General features: G+C 68.2%; 21 protein-coding genes. 14 read left to right on the top strand and 7 right to left on the bottom strand.

Translation table 11 applies throughout. The annotated features are described in order from the left end of the window. Positions 1–35 precede the first annotated feature (35 nt). On the top strand, positions 36–335 hold the full coding sequence (locus MKL11_RS15565) for a PilZ domain-containing protein (RefSeq protein ID WP_243944942.1): 300 nt from the start codon (positions 36–38) through the stop codon (positions 333–335). A 48-nt stretch (positions 336–383) separates the two neighbouring features. On the opposite strand, the gene MKL11_RS15560 is transcribed toward MKL11_RS15565, so the two are convergent. Both MKL11_RS15560 and MKL11_RS15555 read right to left on the bottom strand, forming a co-directional pair. After that, positions 384–2,726 carry an amylo-alpha-1,6-glucosidase gene (locus MKL11_RS15560; RefSeq protein WP_243944941.1) on the bottom strand — a complete coding sequence of 781 codons (2,343 nt, stop codon included), beginning with the start codon at positions 2,724–2,726 and terminating at the stop codon, positions 384–386. 148 nt (positions 2,727–2,874) lie between these two features. Continuing rightward, positions 2,875–4,005: a glycosyltransferase family 4 protein gene (locus tag MKL11_RS15555; RefSeq protein WP_243944939.1), complete on the bottom strand. Its 1,131-nt coding sequence runs from the start codon at positions 4,003–4,005 to the stop codon at positions 2,875–2,877. 374 nt (positions 4,006–4,379) lie between these two features. Here MKL11_RS15555 and rpmI point away from each other — a divergent pair, with 374 nt between their 5' ends. From rpmI to MKL11_RS15520, 7 genes are all read left to right on the top strand, one after another. Then, positions 4,380–4,583 carry a 50S ribosomal protein L35 gene (rpmI, locus tag MKL11_RS15550; RefSeq protein ID WP_007561407.1) on the top strand — a complete coding sequence of 68 codons (204 nt, stop codon included), beginning with the start codon at positions 4,380–4,382 and terminating at the stop codon, positions 4,581–4,583. Between the two features lie 50 nt (positions 4,584–4,633). After that, positions 4,634–5,011 (top strand): 50S ribosomal protein L20, encoded by a 378-nt coding sequence (gene rplT / locus MKL11_RS15545; RefSeq protein ID WP_007561402.1) that lies wholly within the window; start codon positions 4,634–4,636, stop codon positions 5,009–5,011. A 186-nt stretch (positions 5,012–5,197) separates the two neighbouring features. Further along, positions 5,198–6,280: a phenylalanine--tRNA ligase subunit alpha gene (gene pheS / locus MKL11_RS15540; RefSeq protein ID WP_243944938.1), complete on the top strand. Its 1,083-nt coding sequence runs from the start codon at positions 5,198–5,200 to the stop codon at positions 6,278–6,280. Positions 6,281–6,296: 16 nt separating this feature from the next. After that, positions 6,297–6,581, top strand: a complete 285-nt coding sequence (locus MKL11_RS15535; RefSeq protein WP_243944935.1) for a hypothetical protein — start codon at positions 6,297–6,299, stop codon at positions 6,579–6,581. A 3-nt stretch (positions 6,582–6,584) separates the two neighbouring features. Beyond that, positions 6,585–7,055: a hypothetical protein gene (locus tag MKL11_RS15530; RefSeq protein WP_243944933.1), complete on the top strand. Its 471-nt coding sequence runs from the start codon at positions 6,585–6,587 to the stop codon at positions 7,053–7,055. Next, on the top strand, positions 7,052–9,472 hold the full coding sequence (pheT, locus tag MKL11_RS15525) for a phenylalanine--tRNA ligase subunit beta (protein ID WP_243944932.1): 2,421 nt from the start codon (positions 7,052–7,054) through the stop codon (positions 9,470–9,472). The genes MKL11_RS15530 and pheT overlap by 4 nt, the downstream gene beginning before the upstream one ends. 10 nt (positions 9,473–9,482) lie before the next feature. Next, the gene (locus tag MKL11_RS15520) at positions 9,483–10,364 is read left to right on the top strand and encodes a DUF1186 domain-containing protein (RefSeq protein ID WP_243944930.1); all 882 of its coding nucleotides are present in this window, start codon (positions 9,483–9,485) and stop codon (positions 10,362–10,364) included. Here the strand turns inward: MKL11_RS15520 and MKL11_RS15515 are convergent. The 3 genes from MKL11_RS15515 to MKL11_RS15505 form a co-directional block, all read right to left on the bottom strand. After that, positions 10,353–11,138 carry a HesA/MoeB/ThiF family protein gene (locus tag MKL11_RS15515; RefSeq protein WP_243944924.1) on the bottom strand — a complete coding sequence of 262 codons (786 nt, stop codon included), beginning with the start codon at positions 11,136–11,138 and terminating at the stop codon, positions 10,353–10,355. The genes MKL11_RS15520 and MKL11_RS15515 overlap by 12 nt on opposite strands. A gap of 97 nt (positions 11,139–11,235) precedes the next feature. Next, positions 11,236–11,757 (bottom strand): translation initiation factor IF-3, encoded by a 522-nt coding sequence (infC, locus tag MKL11_RS15510; RefSeq protein WP_243944922.1) that lies wholly within the window; start codon positions 11,755–11,757, stop codon positions 11,236–11,238. Between the two features lie 239 nt (positions 11,758–11,996). Further along, positions 11,997–13,220: a glycosyltransferase family 4 protein gene (locus MKL11_RS15505; RefSeq protein WP_243944920.1), complete on the bottom strand. Its 1,224-nt coding sequence runs from the start codon at positions 13,218–13,220 to the stop codon at positions 11,997–11,999. Positions 13,221–13,390: 170 nt separating this feature from the next. On the opposite strand from MKL11_RS15505, the gene MKL11_RS15500 reads away from it, so the two are divergent. Further along, positions 13,391–14,158, top strand: a complete 768-nt coding sequence (locus tag MKL11_RS15500) for an alpha/beta fold hydrolase (RefSeq protein ID WP_243944918.1) — start codon at positions 13,391–13,393, stop codon at positions 14,156–14,158. 20 nt (positions 14,159–14,178) lie between these two features. Here the strand turns inward: MKL11_RS15500 and MKL11_RS15495 are convergent, their stop codons facing one another. Together MKL11_RS15495 and MKL11_RS15490 are read right to left on the bottom strand one after the other, a co-directional pair. Next, positions 14,179–14,463: a DUF1150 family protein gene (locus MKL11_RS15495; protein ID WP_243944916.1), complete on the bottom strand. Its 285-nt coding sequence runs from the start codon at positions 14,461–14,463 to the stop codon at positions 14,179–14,181. 148 nt (positions 14,464–14,611) lie between these two features. Continuing rightward, the gene (locus tag MKL11_RS15490) at positions 14,612–15,040 is read right to left on the bottom strand and encodes an Hsp20 family protein (RefSeq protein WP_243944915.1); all 429 of its coding nucleotides are present in this window, start codon (positions 15,038–15,040) and stop codon (positions 14,612–14,614) included. A 426-nt stretch (positions 15,041–15,466) separates the two neighbouring features. Here MKL11_RS15490 and MKL11_RS15485 point away from each other — a divergent pair, with 426 nt between their 5' ends. The 5 genes from MKL11_RS15485 to MKL11_RS15465 all read left to right on the top strand — a co-directional run bounded on the left by MKL11_RS15485 (position 15,467) and on the right by MKL11_RS15465 (position 18,929). Then, positions 15,467–15,958, top strand: coding sequence for a hypothetical protein (locus MKL11_RS15485; RefSeq protein ID WP_243944913.1), 492 nt, complete (start codon positions 15,467–15,469; stop codon positions 15,956–15,958). Positions 15,959–16,021: 63 nt separating this feature from the next. Next, a complete protein-coding gene (locus MKL11_RS15480; RefSeq protein ID WP_243944911.1) occupies positions 16,022–16,498 on the top strand; it encodes a Tat pathway signal protein in 477 nt (158 codons plus the stop codon). A 120-nt stretch (positions 16,499–16,618) separates the two neighbouring features. After that, positions 16,619–17,314, top strand: a complete 696-nt coding sequence (locus MKL11_RS15475; RefSeq protein WP_243944903.1) for a MotA/TolQ/ExbB proton channel family protein — start codon at positions 16,619–16,621, stop codon at positions 17,312–17,314. Positions 17,315–17,461: 147 nt separating this feature from the next. After that, positions 17,462–17,938, top strand: a complete 477-nt coding sequence (locus MKL11_RS15470; RefSeq protein WP_243944900.1) for an ExbD/TolR family protein — start codon at positions 17,462–17,464, stop codon at positions 17,936–17,938. 4 nt (positions 17,939–17,942) lie between these two features. Next, positions 17,943–18,929: an energy transducer TonB gene (locus MKL11_RS15465; RefSeq protein WP_243944898.1), complete on the top strand. Its 987-nt coding sequence runs from the start codon at positions 17,943–17,945 to the stop codon at positions 18,927–18,929. Positions 18,930–19,119: the final 190 nt, after the last annotated feature.

The raw sequence follows: 19,119 nt of genomic DNA, 5'->3' as shown, positions 1-19,119 counted from the left end.
GCGCACAATTGAACAGCGCACGATGGAATGGCCGAATGAGGGGCACGGAGGGCGGCTTCCCCGTCGATGCGGCGGCCAACAGGCGCGTCGGCGAGCGACGCGAAGTTCTGATCCCGGCCACGATTCAGTGTCCCGACGGCGAATCGATTCCCTGCATCCTGCGGGATATGTCGCCGAGCGGCGCGATGCTCTCGGTCTCGCGCCGACACCGCCTGCCGCTCAACTTCACCCTCTCGGTGCCCGGTCACGACACGAGCTATCCCGTCCGACGGGTCTGGCAGCGCGCCGACGCGGCTGGCATCGTCCTCGACCTGCCGCGATCCGATCTGGTCTGACTCCGCCGCGGCCCCGTCGCCGGGCAGCGACGGTTGAGCTTCGCCGTCCTACTTCGTCACGACCACCTGCACGTCGCCGTGGCGACGCAGCACCGACACCGTGACGTCCTCGTCGTAGCGCTGGAATCGGATGTCCAGGCGCGAGGCTCCCAGCTTGACGTTGTAGAGCGTCACGCCGTCCAAAAATCCCGGCAGGATCGGGTTCTTGAGCCGGACGCTGTTGCGGTCGTGGTCGAGCTCCAGGCCGAGGCAAGCGGCCAGGAACGCGAACGGCGCCGCCGCCGCCCAGGCCTGTGGGCTGCAGGCGACCGGATAGGCCACCGGCCCGCGCTGGTGTCGGCGCATGAAACCGCAGAACAGCTCTGGCAGGCGCTTCTGATCCTGGTAGAGCGAGGTGTCGAACATCCCCTGGAAGATGCGCGCGGCCTCGTGCTTGCGGTCGTAGCGGGCGAGCCCCATCGCGATCAGCGCGTTGTCGTGCGGCCAGATCGAGCCGTTGTGGTAGGACATCGGGTTGTAGCGCGCCTCGCCCTTGGCGATGGTGCGCACGCCCCAGCCGTTGAAACCGTCCTTGCCCAGCAGGGCCTCGGCCACCCGGGCCGCCCGCTCGGGCTTGGCGATGCCGGTGAACAGGGCATGCCCGGCATTCGACGAGCGCACGGCGCATTGCTTCTTGGCGCCGTCCAGCGCCAGCGCGTAGGTGCCGAGCTCCTCGTTCCAGAACGCGCCATCGAAGCGCTCGCGCAGGGCGGTCGCCTCCTGCGACAGCCGCTCGGCCATCGGGTCGTGCCCGAGGAGGGCCGCGAGTTTGGCCATGCCGGTCTTGGCGGCGTAGACGTAGCCCTGAACCTCGCAGAGCGCGATCGGCCCCTTGGCGAGTTGGCCGTCGGCGTGGAAGATCGAATCGTGGCTGTCCTTCCAGCCCTGGTTCTCCAGGCCCTTATCGGTGTCGCGGGCATATTCGACGAAGCCGTCGCCGTCCCGGTCGCCGTAGCGGTCCATCCATTCGAGGGCGAGCTCGAGGGACGGCCAGATCGCCCGGATCGTCTCCAGGTCGCCCGTGACGGCGTAATATTCCCCGGCCAGCATCACGAAAAGCGGCGTGCCGTCGATCGTGCCGTAATAATGCCGGAACGGCACCTCGCCGAGCATCGCCATCTCACCCCGGCGGGTCTCGTGCAGTACCTTGCCGGGCTGCGCATCGGCCGCGGGATCGACCGCCTGGGCCTGGGTCGCCGCGAGGTAGCGCAGCACGCCCCGACCGAATTTCGGATCGATCCACAGTGCCATCATCGCCGTGATGATGCCGTCGCGGCCGAAGACGGTGGAATACCAGGGAATGCCGGCGAAGGGGTAGATCCCTTCGGGGGTGCGGCTCGCCAGCATGTAGAGGTCGGCGGTGGCCCGGCACAGGCCCTCGTTGAACTGGTCGTTCGACGAGATGATCGTGGTGATGCCCGCGGTCAGCGCGCGAAGATCCCGGCGCGAATCGCGGTAGGCGCGGGCGAAGATCATCCCCTCGGCGAGGTCCTTCGGCTCACGCCGGGCGCCGCCGACATTGGCTGCGAGCGTCAGCTTGGCGGCCGCATCCTCGCCGACCATCTCGCCGCTCGGCGGCTTGGTGAAGGCCCGGTGAGCTTCGAAGGCCACGCGAATGAACAGCGAAGCGCGGCCCTCCGGCGGCAGCGACACGTCGAAGGCGACGCGGCCGGGCTCGATCAGGTCCGGCTTTGGGCCGAAATGCAGCGAGGTCGTGCGCACGATCTCATCGAGCCCGACGTAGCGGAACTGAACCTCTCGGTCGCTCGCAACCAGGACGCCGCGCTTGCCGCGCTCCTTCCGGTCGGTGCCGCGCACTTCGAACAAGTCGCGGTAATCGGCATCGAAAGTGATGGCAATGCGCAGGCGGCGGTGCTTCGAATCGAAGGAGCGCAGGCCGATCCGGTCGTAGCAGGCGCCCCGGAACAGGAACTTGGTGCGCTCGATCGCGATCGTCTCGCGCGGGATCGAGGTCTCGTCATGAGCCTCGAGGCGGATGTCGGGCGTCGTCATATCGACGCTGAGCGCGCCGTTGTCGTCCTGCATCACGGACGACAGCATCAACGGGCGCTGCCCTTCCACAGTGAGTTCGAGGCGGGACAGGTAGCGGGTGTCCTGGAAATACAGGCCCTCCGGCCCGGGCTGGACGCCGATATCCCCGTAGGAATCCAGGACCCCGAAGGCTTCGCCGAACTTCAGCGCGCGCAAGGGCCGCTCGACCAGCGAGGTGTGGGCCTCGATGTGGTAGGTCGGCAGCACCTCGTCGGCGTCCTGGAAGCCGGGCGCCACCGTGACGGTGCTGACCTGTGTCCGCGCGGTCGCAATGTGGGCCGCCGTCTTCTCCGCCGCCATGCAGAACGTCTCCGAGTACGTGTGAGGGGTACGAATCGAGAGGGCCGCCGCATCGGCTCTGATGCGGCGGCCCTCGTGACCATTCGGATGAGGCGCCTTTACGACGCTAGGCCGGGCCGGCCATATCTCGCAAGCCCGATGCCGGAACTTAAGCCGGCATCGCCGCGACCGAGATCGACGGACGCGCCGAACCGTGGACGTCGCCGTAATGTGGCGTGAAGCCGGACTTCGGCAGCTGAATCACGTCGGCACCCCGCGCGAGCAGCTCCTCGTAGGCGGCGACGTATTTCTTGACCATGCACTCGGCGGTGAACTGGCTCTCGAAGTGCTTGCGCACGCCCTCGCGGCTCATGGTCTTGACCTTGGCGACCGCCTCAACCGCGTCATCCATGGTCTGGCAGAGCACGCCGCTCACGCCGTCCTTGATCACTTCCGGCACGGAGCCGTTTCGGAACGCGATCACCGGTGTGCCGGCCGACATCGCCTCGATCATGACAAGGCCAAATGGCTCGGGCCAGTCGATCGGGAAAGCGAGCGCGAGGGCGTTGCCGAGGAAGTCTTTCTTCTGCTCCTCGTTGATCTCGCCGATATACTCGACCAGCGGGTGGCGGGTCATCGGCTCGATGACCTCGTCCCAGTAATCCTGGTCGGCCTTGTCGACCTTGGCGGCGATCTTGAGCGGCGTGCCCGAGCGGATCGCCATCTCGATGGCGCGGTCGGGGCGCTTCTCCGGGGAGATGCGGCCGAGGAACGCCAGGTAGCCGCCTTTGGTCTCCGGGTTATACGGGCAGTTCTGCGACGGCAGGCCGTGATGGATCGTCGAAAGCCAGTTCACGTTCGGCGGCATCGGCTCGCGCTGGTTGTCGGAGATCGACACGAGCGGCATGCCGGTGAAGGTGCGGTAGACCGGCATGAAGTCCGGCACGTCGAGGCGGCCATGCATCGTGGTGATGCACTTGTGATTCAGATCCTCGAACATCGGATACTGAAGCAGGTCGATGTGGAAATGCAGGATGTCGAATTCGTGGGCGCGGCGATGCACCTGGTGCAGCATGGCCAGGTGGCTGGCGGTGTGATCCCGGTAGCCGAGCAGTCGCAGCCCTTCCGGCGTGCAGGCCGCGAGCTTGGCCGACGTCTCCGAATCGCCGCTGGCGAACAGGGTGACGTCGTGGCCCTGGCGGACCAATTCTTCCGTAATCCAGCTGACGACGCGCTCGGTGCCGCCGTAGAACTTCGGAGGGACAGCCTCCGACAACGGAGCGATCTGGGCAATGCGCACGAAGTGTCTCCTGGTTGGCCGTATTTGACGGGGGGTCTAACCCTGCCGGCCTGAGCGGGACATGAATGAAACCGACGGCCAAGGTTATGGTTCCTGCGCCCGTAGGTTGTCGCGACAAGTTTTGTGCGGCGCGGGAGCTGTCCCCGCATTCCCCGATGCCCGCGGCCCTGCCGGCCGCGCCAAGGCCCTGCCGGGTGTCAGTGGAAGCCGTTGCCGTGGCTTCGTATTTCTGTCATAAGCCGCCCCGCGTCGAACCGCCCGGCCGATAGGGCTGCCGTGGCGGCTCGTGCTGCTCCACCAGAAGCATCATCGCGCACACCTCATCCGGCCCTCACGGGTCGGCTAGGAGGGATTTTCGCGCAACGGAGAGCCAAATGCCCAAGCTGAAGACCAAATCAGGCGCCAAGAAGCGCTTCAAGATCACCGGCACCGGCAAGGTGATGTACGCCCAGGCCGGCAAGCGCCACGGGATGATCAAGCGGACGACCAAGCAGATCCGCAACCTGCGCGGCACCACGACCCTGTTCGAGGGCGATGCCGCCAACGTGAAGAAGTACTTCCTGCCGAACGCGCGGTAAGCCTTCTGCACCCGTTGCCACTGTCTTTCGTCGAAACCAGGAGATAACCGATGGCCCGCGTCAAGCGCGGCGTGACCAGTCACGCGAAGCACAAAAAAGTTTTGAAGGCCGCCAAGGGCTATTACGGCCGGCGCAAGAATACCATCCGCATCGCCAAGCAGGCGGTCGAGAAGGGCATGCAGTATGCCTATCGCGACCGCAAGAATAAGAAGCGCACGTTCCGCGCCCTGTGGATCCAGCGCCTCAACGCGGCGGTGCGCGAGCACGGCCTGACCTATTCGCGCTTCATCAACGGGCTGGCCAAGTCCGGCATCGTCGTCGACCGCAAGGCGCTGTCGGAGCTCGCGATCCACGAGCCGGCGAGCTTTGCCGCCGTGGTCGAGAAGGCCAAGGCGGCCCTCCCCGAGACCACCGCCAAGGCCGCCTGAGGCTCAATCTCCCGCGCAGGCGGACGGAAGGCGCGGCTCTCTTTTGGGAGCTGCGCCTTCGTCGTTTCCGAGCTGCCGTGGAGCGGCCCCATCTCCGTTTGCGCGGATGCCCTGACTTGCGCGAATGCGAACGGCGCGCAAAAGCATGCGGCGATCGCGGACCGCCAACCCAGTTCGAAAATAACGATGACCGATCTCGACACCCTCGAACGCGATCTCCTGGCCCAGGTGCAAGCTGCGTCCGACGAGGCGACACTCGACGCCGTGCGCGTGGCCGCGCTCGGCAAGAAGGGCAGCGTCTCGGATCTGCTCAAGACACTGGGCTCGATGACGCCCGAGGAGCGGAAGGAACGCGGCCCCCTGATCAACGGCCTGCGGGATCGGGTCCAGGGCGCCGTGACGGAGCGCAAGACCGCCCTGGTCGAGGCTGCCCTGGAAGCCCGCCTCGCCTCCGAGCGGGTCGACGTGACGCTGCCCCTGCGCGAGGCGCCGGAGGTGCGCGGCCGGATCCACCCGATCACCCAGGTGATCGACGAGATCACCGCGATCTTCGCCGATATGGGCTTCGCCGTGGCCGAGGGCCCGGATATCGAGACAGACGAGCTGAACTTCACCGCGCTCAACTTCCCGCCGGGCCACCCGGCCCGCGAGATGCACGACACGTTCTTCCTGGCGCCGGACCACGCCGGGAAGCGCAAGGTGCTGCGCACCCACACGTCGCCGGTCCAGATCCGCACGATGCGGTCGCAGACGCCACCGATCCGGGTGATCATCCCGGGCCGGACCTACCGGCACGATTCCGACCAGACCCACACGCCGATGTTCCATCAGGTCGAGGGGCTGGTGATCGACACGGCGGCCAACATCGCCAACCTGAAATGGGTGCTGGAGGAGTTCTGCAAGGCGTTCTTCGAGGTCGACGGCGTGACGATGCGCTTCCGCCCGTCGTTCTTCCCGTTCACCGAACCGTCGGCCGAGGTCGACATCCAATGCTCCCGAAAGGGCGGCGAGATCCGGTTCGGCGAGGGCACCGACTGGCTGGAGATCCTGGGCTGCGGGATGGTGCACCCGAACGTCCTGCGCAATTGCGGCCTCGATCCGGATGCGGTGCAGGGCTTCGCCTTCGGGGTCGGCATCGACCGCATCGCCATGCTCAAATACGGCATGCCGGACCTGCGGCCGTTCTTCGAGGCGGATGTCCGCTGGCTCGACCATTACGGCTTCCGGCCGCTCGACGTGCCGAGCTTGATCGGCGGTTTGACGGGGTGATGTGACGGAGGTGGTCATGACCGACCAGGAGATCAGCCAGATCGATCATCGCGTCCTGCGCGACCGGCTTCCCGAGGCCGGTTTCAGAAGTGCGGATGTTTGGTCGGACGCGGATTTTGACGGAGACCCGGTCATCCGCGTGACCGCGCGCTACGACCATCGCCCGAGCACGAAACCGGATCCCCTGATCACGGCCGTCCATGATCTTCGTTCCGCCCTCATCGAGCGCGGAGAGAGCCGATTGGTTTTCTTGGACAACGAAGTCGCCGATGAACAACGTGTCGAGGAAGATGTCGAATAGGCTATGACCGCAATGGTCTTACAGATGCTCGACCAAGCGGCCGAGTTGATCGAGCGGAACCCAGGCAGTTCGGCTGCGAAGCGGCGTGCGGTCAGCGGAGCCTATTACGCGGCGTTCCATGCCGTCATGCAGCTTTGCGCAGACGAAATTCTGCCTGGTCCGGACGCGGCGTCCGCGGAGTTCGAGCGCGTCTATCGTCAAATCGATCACGGGCCGCTCAAGCAGGCGTTCGTGAGCGATGGAACGTTAAAGCGTAACAGTGCGCTGAGGCAGATCGGCGACGATATCATTCGGCTGCAGGATGCTCGAAAACTCGCGGATTACGCCCCGCCCCGGCCAAACGTGGTCACGCTGGCGAAAGCGCGGGAGCATGTTGAGCGGGCTCGCGAAATTCTCTCCCGCCTTGCGAGCTTGACCGCTCAGAATCGCCGGACCCTGGCCCTGAATCTCCTCTTTCCCCCCAGAAAAAAATGAAATTCACCCTCTCCTGGCTCAAGGAACACCTCGACACCGAGGCGTCCCTCGACACGATCGCCGAGACGCTGACGCGGATCGGCCTCGAGGTCGAAGGCGTCGAGGACAAGGCGGCGGCGCTCAAGCCCTACGTGGTCGCCCGGATCCTGACGGCCGAGCAGCATCCCAACGCCGACCGTCTGCGAGTCTGCACCGTCGAGACCGGTGCGGGCGCGCCGGTGCAGGTGGTCTGCGGCGCGCCGAACGCGCGGGCCGGCCTCATCACGGTGTTCGCGCCGCCCGGCACCTACGTGCCCGGCAAGGCGATCACCCTCTCGGTGGGCACGATCCGCGGAGTCGAGAGCCATGGCATGCTGTGCTCGGGCGCGGAGCTCGGGCTCGGCGAGGATCATGACGGCATCCTCGAACTCCCGGCCGAGGCGCCGGTCGGCCAGGGCTACGCGCTCTATGCCGGGCTCGACGATCCGGTCATCGAGATCAACCTGACGCCGAACCGGCCGGATTGCACCTCGGTACACGGCATCGCCCGCGACCTCGCGGCAGCTGGGATCGGTACGCTGAAGCACGAGGCCGCGCCGGGCGTGCGCGGCGAAGGCCCCTGCCCCGTCGAGATCGACCTGTCCTTCGAACAAGCCGACCGGCATCTCTGCCCGCTCTTCGCCCTGCGGCTGGTGCGTGGCGTCAAGAACGGGCCGTCGCCGGCCTGGATGCAGGCGCGGCTGCGGGCGATCGGCCTGCGCTCGATCAACGCGCTGGTCGACATCACCAACTACGTCACCTTCGACCGCGGCCGGCCGCTGCACGTGTTCGACGCCGCCAAGGTCTCGGGCAAGCTCACGGTGCGGCGGGCGCGCGACGGCGAGAGCCTTCTGGCGCTGGACGGGCGCACCTACACCCTCACCGACGACAGCGTGGTGATCGCCGATCAAACAGGCGTCGAATCGATCGCCGGCATCATGGGCGGGCAGGCTTCCGGCTGCGACGAGACCACCACCGATGTGCTGATCGAATCGGCCCTGTGGGATCCGGCCAACATCGCCCAGTCGGGCCGCCGACTCGGCATCATCACGGATGCCCGCTATCGGTTCGAGCGCGGTGTCGATCCGGCCTTCACGCTGCCGGGCCTCGACCTGGCGACGCGCCTCGTGATCGAGCTGTGCGGCGGCACGCCCACGCAGGCGACGATCGCCGGCGAGCCGCCGGAATCGGAGCGGATCATTGATTTCCCGTGGACCGAGGTGCGGCGGCTGGCCGGCATCGAGTTGCCGCGGATCGAGATCAAGCTGATCCTGGAGACGCTGGGCTTCCACATCTCCGGCACCGGCGACCGGGTGAAGGTGCTGACACCGTCCTGGCGGCCGGATGTCGAGGGCAAGGCCGATCTCGTCGAGGAGGTCGTCCGCATCGCCGGCCTGGACCGGGTCGAGCCGAAGCCGCTGCCGCGCCTCGCCGGGATCGGCCGGCCGCTGCTCACCGTGATGCAGAAGCGCACCCGCATCGCCAAACGCGCCCTGGCGTCCCGCGGCCTGATGGAGGCGGTGACCTGGTCCTTCGTCCCGCACGCGGATGCCGAGCTGTTCGGCGGCGGCGGCGCCGATCTGGTCCTGGCCAACCCGATCGCCTCGGAACTGTCCGACATGCGCCCGAGCCTCGTGCCTGGGCTGCTCCGGGCGGCGCAGCGCAATGCCGACCGCGGCTATCCGGACGCGGCCCTGTTCGAGGTCGGCCAATGCTTCGCCACGGACCAGCCCGAGGGTCAGAGCATCCGCGCGGCGGCGGTGCGGCGAGGCAGCGCCACCCTGGCGGGTCCCGGGCGCCACTGGGACGGATCGACTAAGGGTGTGGACGTCTTCGATGCCAAGGCCGATGCCCTGGCCCTGCTGGGGACTCTCGGCGTGCCGACCGGCGGCCTGCAGGTAACCGCGGGCGGCCCGTCCTGGCTCCATCCTGGCCGCTCGGGCACCCTGCGCTTCGGCCCGAAATCGGAGATCGGCTTGTTCGGCGAGGTGCATCCGCGGACCCTGCGGGCCCTCGATCTCAAGGGCAGCCTCGTGGCGTTCGAGATCGTGCTCGACGCGCTGCCGCTGCCCAAGCACAAGCCGACCAAGGCCAAGCCGGCGCTGGCTCTGTCGGAGTTCCAGCCCCTGTCCCGGGACTTCGCCTTCGTGGTCGGGCGCGACGTGCCGGCGGGCGACATCGTCAAGGCGGCGCAGGGGGCGGAGCGCAAGCTCGTCACCGGCGTCGAGGTGTTCGACCTCTACGAGGGGACCGGCGTGCCGGAGGGCTCGAAATCGGTCGCCATCGCAGTCCGTCTGCAACCGGCGGAGCGCACCCTGACCGATGCCGAGATCGAGGCGGTGAGCGCCAAGATCGTGGCCGAGGTCTCGCGCCGGACCGGCGCGACCTTGCGCGCCTGAGGAGGATTGCATGAGCCGGATCGCAGCCCTCATCGAAGACCTGTCCGCGTCCGAGTACCGGCCGACCAAGGCCCTGCGCGAGGCGCTGGCGCATCCGGCCGAGATCGCCGAGGCGACGCTGCCGTTGCTGGAGACAGCTGCCAAAGGGGACGAGCTCACCCCGGAGCAGGAGAACCTCCTGTTCTGGGGCCTGCACGTCATGGCGCAGGCTCGGGACACCCGCGCCCTGGCGCCCCTCCTCCAGTTGCTCCGGCAGGACGAGGAGACCCTCGACGCGATCCTGGGCGACGCGGTGACGGCGACCCTGTCCAAGGTCGTGGCCAGCCTGTTTGACGGGGATCACCAGCCGCTGTTCCGGCTGATCCTCGACAGCACCGTCGACGATCTCACCCGCATGGCGCTGCTGTCGGCCTGCACCTTCCTGACCCTGGAGGGTCGGATCGACCGCGATGCGATGCACGCCCTGCTGATCCGCTTCGACGACGCGAAGGCGGCCGTCGAGGAAGGGCCGGCCTGGGTCGGCTGGGAGGAATCGATCGCGCATCTCGGCTTCCGCGATCTCGCGCACCGCGCCGCGGCGGCCCGAGCCGACGGGCGGATCACCGACGAGATCAGCGACGCCGACTGGTTCAAGGAGGCCCTCCGCAAGGCCGAGACCAAGCCCGACGACCGGGATCGGCTCGGCCCCTACCAGTACGGCTATCTCGACGATCCGGTCGAAGCCCTCGACTGGACCGCGGAAGGCGCGGGCGAGCCGCAGCGCAACCCGTTCAAGGATGTCGGGCGCAACGACCCCTGCCCCTGCGGCTCGGGCAAGAAATTCAAGAAGTGCTGCCTCGGCAAGGCGGAGGCAGAGGGCCCCTGGATGCCGCCGGGGGCCCTACTCGGCTGACGCGGCGGCACCGCTGAGCGGGTTGTCCGGATCCCAACCGTAGCTCAGGGTCTCGAACCGCATCGAACGGGCATCGACCATCAGCAGGCGGCCGACCAGCGGCTCGCCGAAATCCGCAACGGCCCGGATCACCTCCATGGCCATCAGCGAGCCCATGACCCCGGCCAGCGCCCCGAGCACCCCGGCCTCGGCGCAGGCGGGGACGCTGCCCGGCGGCGGCGGGTTCGGGAACAGGCAGCGATAGGTCGGGTTCGGCTTGCCGTCGGGACCAGTCTCGTGCGCCCGAATGGTGGTCAGCGTGCCGTCGAACCGGCCGAGCGCTGCCGTCACCAGCGGGCGCCTTGCGTGGAAGCAGGCATCCGAGACGGCGTAGCGCGTGGCGAAGTTGTCGGATCCGTCGGCGACGAGGTCGTAGCCGGCGATCAGCTCGGCGGCGTTCGACGGGGTGATACGGAACGGGTGCGGGACCACCACCACGTGCGGGTTGAGCCGCGCCACCGCCTCGGCCGCGCTCGCGACCTTGGGCCGGCCGAGATCCGGCGTGCCGTGGATCACCTGGCGCTGGAGATTCGAGAGCGAGACGGTGTCGTCGTCGACGATGCCGATCGTGCCGATGCCGGCCGCCGCGAGGTACTGGATCAGCGGTGCGCCGAGGCCGCCCGCCCCGATGACCAGCACCCGGGCCGCCTTGAGGCGCGCCTGCCCGGGCCCACCGACCTCGGCCAGGACGAGGTGGCGGGCGTAGCGTTCGATCTCGTCGGGAGCCAGGGCCATGGGCAGGAGATAGTCGCCCCGGCGCCGCGACGGAAGCACCACAAACGCGAACGCCGCCCCGGTCAGGAGGCGGCGTGAACGGCAATTCGCAATGGAATCAGCGCGGCGCGAGGATCATGATCATCTGGCGGCCTTCGAGCATGGGCTCGCTCTCCACCTTGGCGATCTCGGCGGTCTCGGTCTTCACGCGCTCCAGAAGGCGCAGGCCGATATCCTGGTGAGCCATCTCACGACCGCGGAAGCGCAGGGTCACCTTGACCTTGTCGCCCTCCTCGAAGAAGCGGTGCACCGACTTCATCTTGGTGTCGTAATCGTGCTTGTCGATGCCGGGGCGGAGCTTGATCTCCTTGACCTCGACCGTCTTCTGCCGCTTGCGCGCCTCGTTCTGCTTCTTCTGCTCGTTGAAGCGGAAGCGCCCGTAATCGAGCAGCTTGCAGACGGGCGGCACCGAGTTCGGCGCGATCTCCACAAGATCGAGGCCGGCTTCCTCAGCGAGGGTCAGCGCGTCGAAGAAGGGGACGACGCCGCGGTTCTGCCCGGTATCGTCGATCAGCTGCACTTCCCGCACCCCGCGGATGTCGCGGTTGGCGCGCGGCCCGTCCTTCTGCGGGGCCGGCATGGCTCTCATCGGTCTACGAATGGCTTCGGTCTCCTGCTGCAACGACGAAACGGCGGATCGGATGACCCGTTTCGAGGATCTCCTAACCGCCAGCCGCTCCGGTCTCTCCCGGACATACTACGTTGGCGGAAGCCCAGCCAGAGTCAACGGGGTGTCGGCGCGGGGCGCGAAATAATCGACCCCGCGTTGAAACGCCGACGCGTCGTCTTAGCGGCAGCCTGCTGCCGATCGCGCATCCATCAGGCGTGCCGGCCGAGCAGTTGGGCGTAGACAGCCAGCGTATCGGCGGTCATGCGCTCCAGCGAAAAATTCGCCTCGACATGGGCGCGCCCGCGCCGGACCAGGGCGTCGCGGGCGCTGGCACCGAGGGACAGGGCCTCCGTCAAGGCCGCCGCCAGGGCACCCGCATCGCCAGGCGGTACACGCCAGCCGGTGCGCTGGCTGGCCGAAACATCCGGCGGCGCCAGCACAGTCTCGGGCACGGCACCCAGGTCGGAAACGACTACGGGCGTGCCGAGCGCCTGGGCCTCCACGGCCGAGCGGCCGAACGCCTCGGGCTCCACGGACGGCACGGCGACCACCGAGGCCGCACGGAACGCCGCCGGCATGTCGGTGCAATGGCCGACCCGGCGGACGATGCCGCCGAGGCCGCGGGCGGAGATCAGTGCATCGAGCTCGCGCTCGTAGGCGGCCCGTCCCTGCGGGTCGCCGGCGAGCACCACGGCCAGATCAGGGACGCCCCGGTCGCGCATCTGCGCGGCGGCGTCGATCAGCACGCGGTGCCCCTTCCAGGCGGTGAGCCGGGCGGCCAGCAGGATCACCCGCTCGTGCGGCGCTACGTTCCAGGCCCGGCGCAGGGCCTCGACCCGGCCGGCGCCGACCGCCACCGGATTGAACACAGCGAGGTCCGTACCCCGGTGGATCACCCGCACCCGGTCGCCGGCCTGCTCGGCATGGAGCCGGTGGATTAGGTCGGCGGTGTAGCGCGAATTGGCGATCACCACGTCGCCCCGGGCCATCACCGAATTGTACAACACCTTCACGCCGGTCCGGCCGGAATAGCTGCCGTGATAGGTCGTCACGAAGGGCAGGCCGAGCCGGCGCGCGGCGCCGAGCGCCACCCAGCCCGGCGCCCGCGACCGGGCGTGAACGATCTGCACGCCCTCGCGCCGGCACAGGGCCATCAGCCGCACGACATTGAGCGCCATGCGGGCCGGATTCTTCGAGGCGGCCGGGAAGCGCAGCCAGTGGCCGCCCTTGGCCTGCAGCTCGCCGATCAGGCGCCCGCCCTCGGTGGCGACCAGTGCCCGGGCGCCGACCGCCGCGAGGGCGCCGGCCACGTCGACCGTGGTCCGCTCGGCGCCACCGGCATCGAGTTCGGGGATGATCTGCAGCACGCGGGCGCCAGCGAGAACATCGATTTCGGCGGGGAAGCTCGACAGGCTGCGCGTCACGTCACCCATCCGCGCTCGGTCGGCGAGGAAGCGCAAGCCTCCCGCCGGCATCTCCAACATGCTCGTACCCATTGCCCCAGCATCGCGGTCGCGCTTTACGGTCCGGTAAACGGAGGCTGAAGCCGACCCGGTCAGGGAAGGACTTCGCCAAGCTCGATAGGGGCCTACCGGAGAGATCGATGACCGATACAGGGCCGGATTTCATCACCGTCGGCGAAGGAGCCGCCGCACGGCGGATCGCCGTACGGGTGCGCGAGGGCTTCGGGCCGACGGTGGTCTGGCTCGGGGGCTTCCGCTCCGACATGACCGCAACCAAGGCCGCCGCCCTCGACGCCTGGGCGGCCCAGCAGCGGCGCGCCCTGGTGCGGTTCGACTATGCCGGCCACGGCGCGTCCGGTGGCACGTTCGCCGATTGCACCATCTCATCTTGGCTCGAAGACGCACAGGCCGTCTTGGCGCGGTACATCGAGGAGCCGCCGATCCTGGTCGGTTCGTCGATGGGCGGCTGGATCGCCTGCCTCGTCGCACGAGCTCGGGCAGCGAGCGGACAAAAGACTGCGGGGCTCGTCCTGATCGCCCCGGCCCTGGACTTCACCGAAGACCTGATCTGGTCGCGGCTTGATGAGGCGGCACGCGCCTCTCTTGTACGCGACGGAATCCTTCAGAGGCCGAGCGATTATGCGCCCGAGCCCGACCCGATTACCCGCGCGCTGATCGAAGATGGCCGCCGGAACAGGCTGCTGGAGCATCCTTTCGATCCGGCCTGCCCCGTCCACATCCTGCAGGGGATGCGCGACCCGGACGTACCGTACTCGCATGCCCTCAAGACGGTCGACCGTTTGCCGGCTGAGGGGACCGTACTCACCCTGATCGCCGATGGCGACCACCGCCTGTCACGACCGCAGGATATCGCGCGGCTCGTGACGGCGGTGGCGGGCATCGCCTGACGGACCCGGTCAGTCCGGGGTCAGTGGAGGCTGACAGCGTGGAGGTCCTGGGCGACCGCATTGGCCAGCACCACGTCCTTGGAATCCGCCAGCATGATCGGCTCGCCGCTCGCCGACAGCAGGGCGAACAGGTCGAGGCCAGGCATCAGTTCCGGCGCCTGCGGGAACAGGCGGCGCACCTCGTCGGACCGGATCGGGCGGACATAGGCGATATGGCCCTCGCCCAACGCGGCGAGATCCGCCGGATTGAACTCGGCCGGATCAAGATCGGCGGGGGTCAGAGGAGATGCGTTCAAGTTCGTCATGTCTTGCCCTCCTGGGGTGGCAGAGCGTCCACCTCCGGTCCCGGAGGCACCGGCGGTTCCACCCTGATGTGGGGATGGCCCGCGCCCAATCAATCGAGCTATGGCATCGTCGTGCGGGGTCCAGACCGGCCTTGAAACCGCGATCGCTTTAATCTCGGGCGCCGATATCGATCTTACGGACGATCCGGTCGGGTTCCGGCCGAACCAGATCGATCGAGAGCAGGCCGTTGGCGAGATCCGCCCCCAGCACCTCCATGCCGTCGGCAAGCAGGAAAGTGCGCTGGAACTGCCGCGCCGCAATGCCGCGGTGCAGGAACTGGCGCTCGCGTTCGTCGACCTGACGACCGCGGACCACGAGCTGGCTGTCCTCCAGCATCACGTCGAGCTGCTCCCGGGTGAAACCGGCCACCGCCAGGGTGATGCGCAGGCGCTCCGGCTCCCGCTCGGTGCGGGGCAGCCGCTCGATATTGTACGGGGGGTAGCCGTCGTTGGCGCCCTTGGCGACCCTGTCGAGGGCCTGCTCGATCTCGTCGAAGCCGAGCAGGAACGGATGTCCGAAGGGCGAGGGTCGAGTCATCGCGGCCGTCATCCTCACAGCGAGGCCTACGACCCCGGGACTAGCCGCAGCCCCGGGTCTCCAAGCACCTCGACGCCATGAAGCCTGTGCAAGACAGCGCTCCACCGGGCGGAACGCCGCCCGTAAGGCGGAGATATGGCCGAGGGCTGCAACCCCATCAAGAGAACGAACTAATTTCGCTGCCCAAACACGAGCGTCCCCCAGAAGCGATACGGCACACGGGAAGTTTTGGCACATCGTATCGGGATGTTTCAGCAATCACCTCAACAGCCAAGCTCCCGTCTAACAGTTTGGAACTACTCTGATTTTCTCGCCAGGTCTTGATTGCGGCAGCCGTCATGGCTACTGCCGCGACTGGTGATCGCCCGATTTTGGACGGGCACACGTCAGCTATTCCCGAATCTGGCGGGATGCACCGGAGCCCCGATGAGCGCGCCTTCGACCCCGGCAAGTCATGCGGCGATGCAGCGCGTCGCCGACGTGTGCGGCGACGAGGCCGACATCCTGGCGTTGTCGGTGGCCCGGTTCGTTGCAGCTGGATACATGACCAGCGATGTCGCCTGCTGGAACGCCGCGTTCGATGGCGCCGAGCAGTTGCTGGGTCCGGCGGAAGGCTGCCGATTTGTCGCCTGCGTGGTCGCGATCGTCCGGGCGCTCCGGGCGGAGCGCGAGGACGATTGGTCGTTCATGCCGGCGAGCTGCTGCCGGGTCACCGGCCACGAATGCGCCCTCGTGGCGCTGATCGGCCGGGGCCGGCGCCGGCTCTGGACCGATCTCGAAGAAGCCGCGGCCGAGATCACCGGGCGCGACGCGGCGCCGCGCCTGGTTGCGGCGGTGCGTGCCGCCGTCGCAACCCTCGACGCGGCGGCCGAACGGCTTGCGCCAGCGGCCTGCCCGCACAAGGTCGTGCTTCACTGAATCCGCCGCTCCGGCGGCTTGCCCCGGCTCCGGCCGGGTCGGAGAGAAGAGGAAAACGGTTTGGTGGTTGCCTTGAGCGTCCCCTTGTACCGCCGCCGGATCGGGCGGATCGCCCTCGATACCGCGGCCTGCCTGGCGCTCTCGGCGCTCCTAGTCGTCTCGGCGCTGGCGCAGGACGCCGCGACCGAGAAAACGCCGCTCAAGCTTCAGCTCAACAGGCTCGAGACGGCGGGCGAGGCCTGCCGGGTCACCCTGGTGGTCGACAATTCCAAGGGAGCCGGCCTCAAATCGTACAAAGTCGACCTGTTCGCCTTCGATCCGGAAGGGATCGCCCAGAAGCGCGTGGCGGTGGAACTCGGGCCCCTGCCGGGCCGCAAGACGACCGTCAAGATCTTCGACTTCCCAGGCATCGCCTGCGGCAAGATCGGCCGCGTCCTGCTGAACGACGTTCTGGCCTGCGACGGCGGCGATGCCGCCCGTGAGGCCTGCCTGGAGCGGACCGAGACCGAGACCAAGGCCGGAGCCGCCTTCGACCGCTGAGGTGGCCTGAAGGCCGCTGCAACGACGCCGCCCGGCAGCGACAGCGGCCGGGCGGACAGCGGCTTTCGCCGCACCACGACGAGACGGCGGCCCTGGGCCGCATGACACCAGGAGCCCGCAATGGACCCGACGCCAGCCCCGACCGAGGTCGCCCACGACTTCTCGTTCCTCGGCCTGTTTCTGCAGGCCGACCCGATCGTGAAGGGCGTGATGATCCTGCTGGTCATCGCCTCGATCGCGTGCTGGACGGTGGTTTTCGAGAAGATCATCCGGCTCTCGGCCGCACGGCGTCAGGCGAAGGCCTTCGAGACGCTGGTGCGCTCGGGCGGCAGCCTCGACGGCAGCCACAAGGGCCTGACCGGCCATGTCGTTAAGGCTGCCATCGGCGCGTGGCGCGACCAGGATCCCACCGAGACGCGGGCCGAGCGGCGCGAGCGGATCGAGCGGGCGATGCGCGGCGCGCTGAGCCTTGAGGTGAAGCGCCTGCGCACCGGCCTGTCGCTGCTGGCGACCTCGGGCTCCACCGCCCCGTTCGTCGGCCTGTTCGGCACGGTCTGGGGCATCATGAACTCGTTCTCGTCGATCGCGCGCAGCCAGGACACCTCGCTCGCCGTTGTCGCGCCTGGCATCGCGGAGGCCCTGTTCGCCACCGCCATCGGCCTCGTCGTCGCGATCCCGGCGGTGATGGCCTACAACAAGCTGGCGGGCGATATCGGCGGCATCCAGAGCTCCTTCAACGCGTATATCGGGTTGCTGGGCGACCGCCTGGCCCGCGACCGGGCCGCAGCCGGGCATCACCGCGCGGCGGCCGAGTAGGCGCCCGTCGGCGCCGTGGCCCATCGCGTCGCGACAGGGCCAGGCTCCAAACTTTCGATCTGACGCGCTCCCCGACGTCGTTCCGGTCGCGCGCGCTTGAAACCAAGGCCCGCACCGGGCCGACCGCAACCAACCGGAGACGCCGCCATGGCGATGGCATCGCCCCGCGCAAGCGACGATGACGACCTCGACGACATGCCGATGTCTGAGATCAACGTCACCCCGATGGTCGACGTGATGCTCGTCCTGCTGATCATCTTCATGGTCGCGGCGCCGCTGATGACCACCGGGGTACCGGTGCAACTGCCGAAGACTGCGGCGGCCAAGGTAGCGCAGTCGAAGAAGCCCCAGGAGGTCACGGTCGACAAGGACGGCAACCCGTCGATCGCCAAGGAAGTGTTCACCATGGACAGCCTCGTGCCGCGCCTGCGCGAGATGGCGGCCGCCGACAAGGATCAAGTCATCTTGGTGCGCGGCGACCGAGAGGTGCCCTACGGCAAGATCATGCAGGTGATGGGCCTGGTCGGCCAGGCCGGCTTCACGAAGGTGTCGCTGATCGCGCAGTCACCGGGCGGTCCCGCCCCGGCGCCACCGGCCGCCGCCCCCGCAGAGACCGCCCGCTGAATCGATGAGCACGGTGACTTCGACAGATCTGTCGGCAGGGCCCGGCGAGCGCAGCCCCTCCGGGCTGCTCGTCGCCTTCCTGGTCGCGTTCGCGCTGCATGCGCTCGTGCTCGTGGCGGTGATGTTCTACCGGCTCACGCCGCCGGCGCCCCCCGGCGAGCAGCAGATCTCCATCGATCTGGCGCCGGTGATGACCGACGCGGCGACCGAGGCTCCGGCCGAGCAGCAGATGAGCCAAGCGGCGCCCCCGGAGACCAAGCCGGTAGAGCTGCCTCCAGATGAGGCCGTGCAGCCGCCGCCACCCGAGATGACCGAGGTCAAGCCCGACGAGACCCAGGCCGTCGTCGAGCCGCCGCAGGAAGCCGTGCCGGTGGAGGCCCAGAGCGAGGTGATCACCTCGACCTCCGAAGCCGCCGAGCCGCTGGCGCCGCCGCCGACCGAGGTCGCCAAGACCGAAGAGCCGCCGAAGTCGACGCCGGATCCCGCGAAGATCAAGGCCGAGCGGGAGGCGAAGCTCCGCAAGATCCGCGAAGAGAAGCTGCGTGAGCAGAAGCGCGAGGAGCGCCTGGAGGAGATCCGTGAAGCGAAGCTGAAGGCGGCCCGCGAAGCCAAAACGAAGCAGGCGAAGGCGCAGCAGGGTGCCGAGGCGCGCAATTCGGCTTCGGCCGCGCGCCAGAACGCCGCCGGCCGGGCGGCTGCAGGCAGCGATCCGAGCGCGCTGCGCCAGTGGACCGGCGCGATCAGCGCGGCGATCCACGGACGGATGAACCCGGGCGCCGCCGCGGGTACCGCCGGGGGCACCGCCATGGTCCGGTTTACCGTGATGCGCTCGGGCGCGGTGACGGGGGCCGGCCTCGCCCGGTCGAGCGGCGTCGGCCAGATCGATAGCGCTGCGCTGGCGGCGGTGCGCGGCGGGATGCCGCCGGCGCCCGCCGGCGTGACGCAACCGAGCCTTTCGGTCACGATCCCGCTCAACTATCGCGTGCGTTGAGTGCCAATAGACAACGCTCGGCGAGGCAGAGGCGCCGCTTTCGATTGAACAGGCGCCTCTCGATTCGAGACGAATACGCTTGCCTCTCCTGCACGATCAACAGGCCGGATTCGCCTTCCGGGCTGAGGGCGTGCTAATGCCATTGCGATCACGGCCCCGAACAGTCGTCTCAGGACGGCGCGGCGGGGCG

The sequence above is a fragment of the Methylobacterium sp. J-077 genome, from assembly GCF_022829365.1.
Lineage (GTDB): Bacteria > Pseudomonadota > Alphaproteobacteria > Rhizobiales > Beijerinckiaceae > Methylobacterium.
This window is presented reverse-complemented; position numbering and strand designations above follow the sequence as displayed.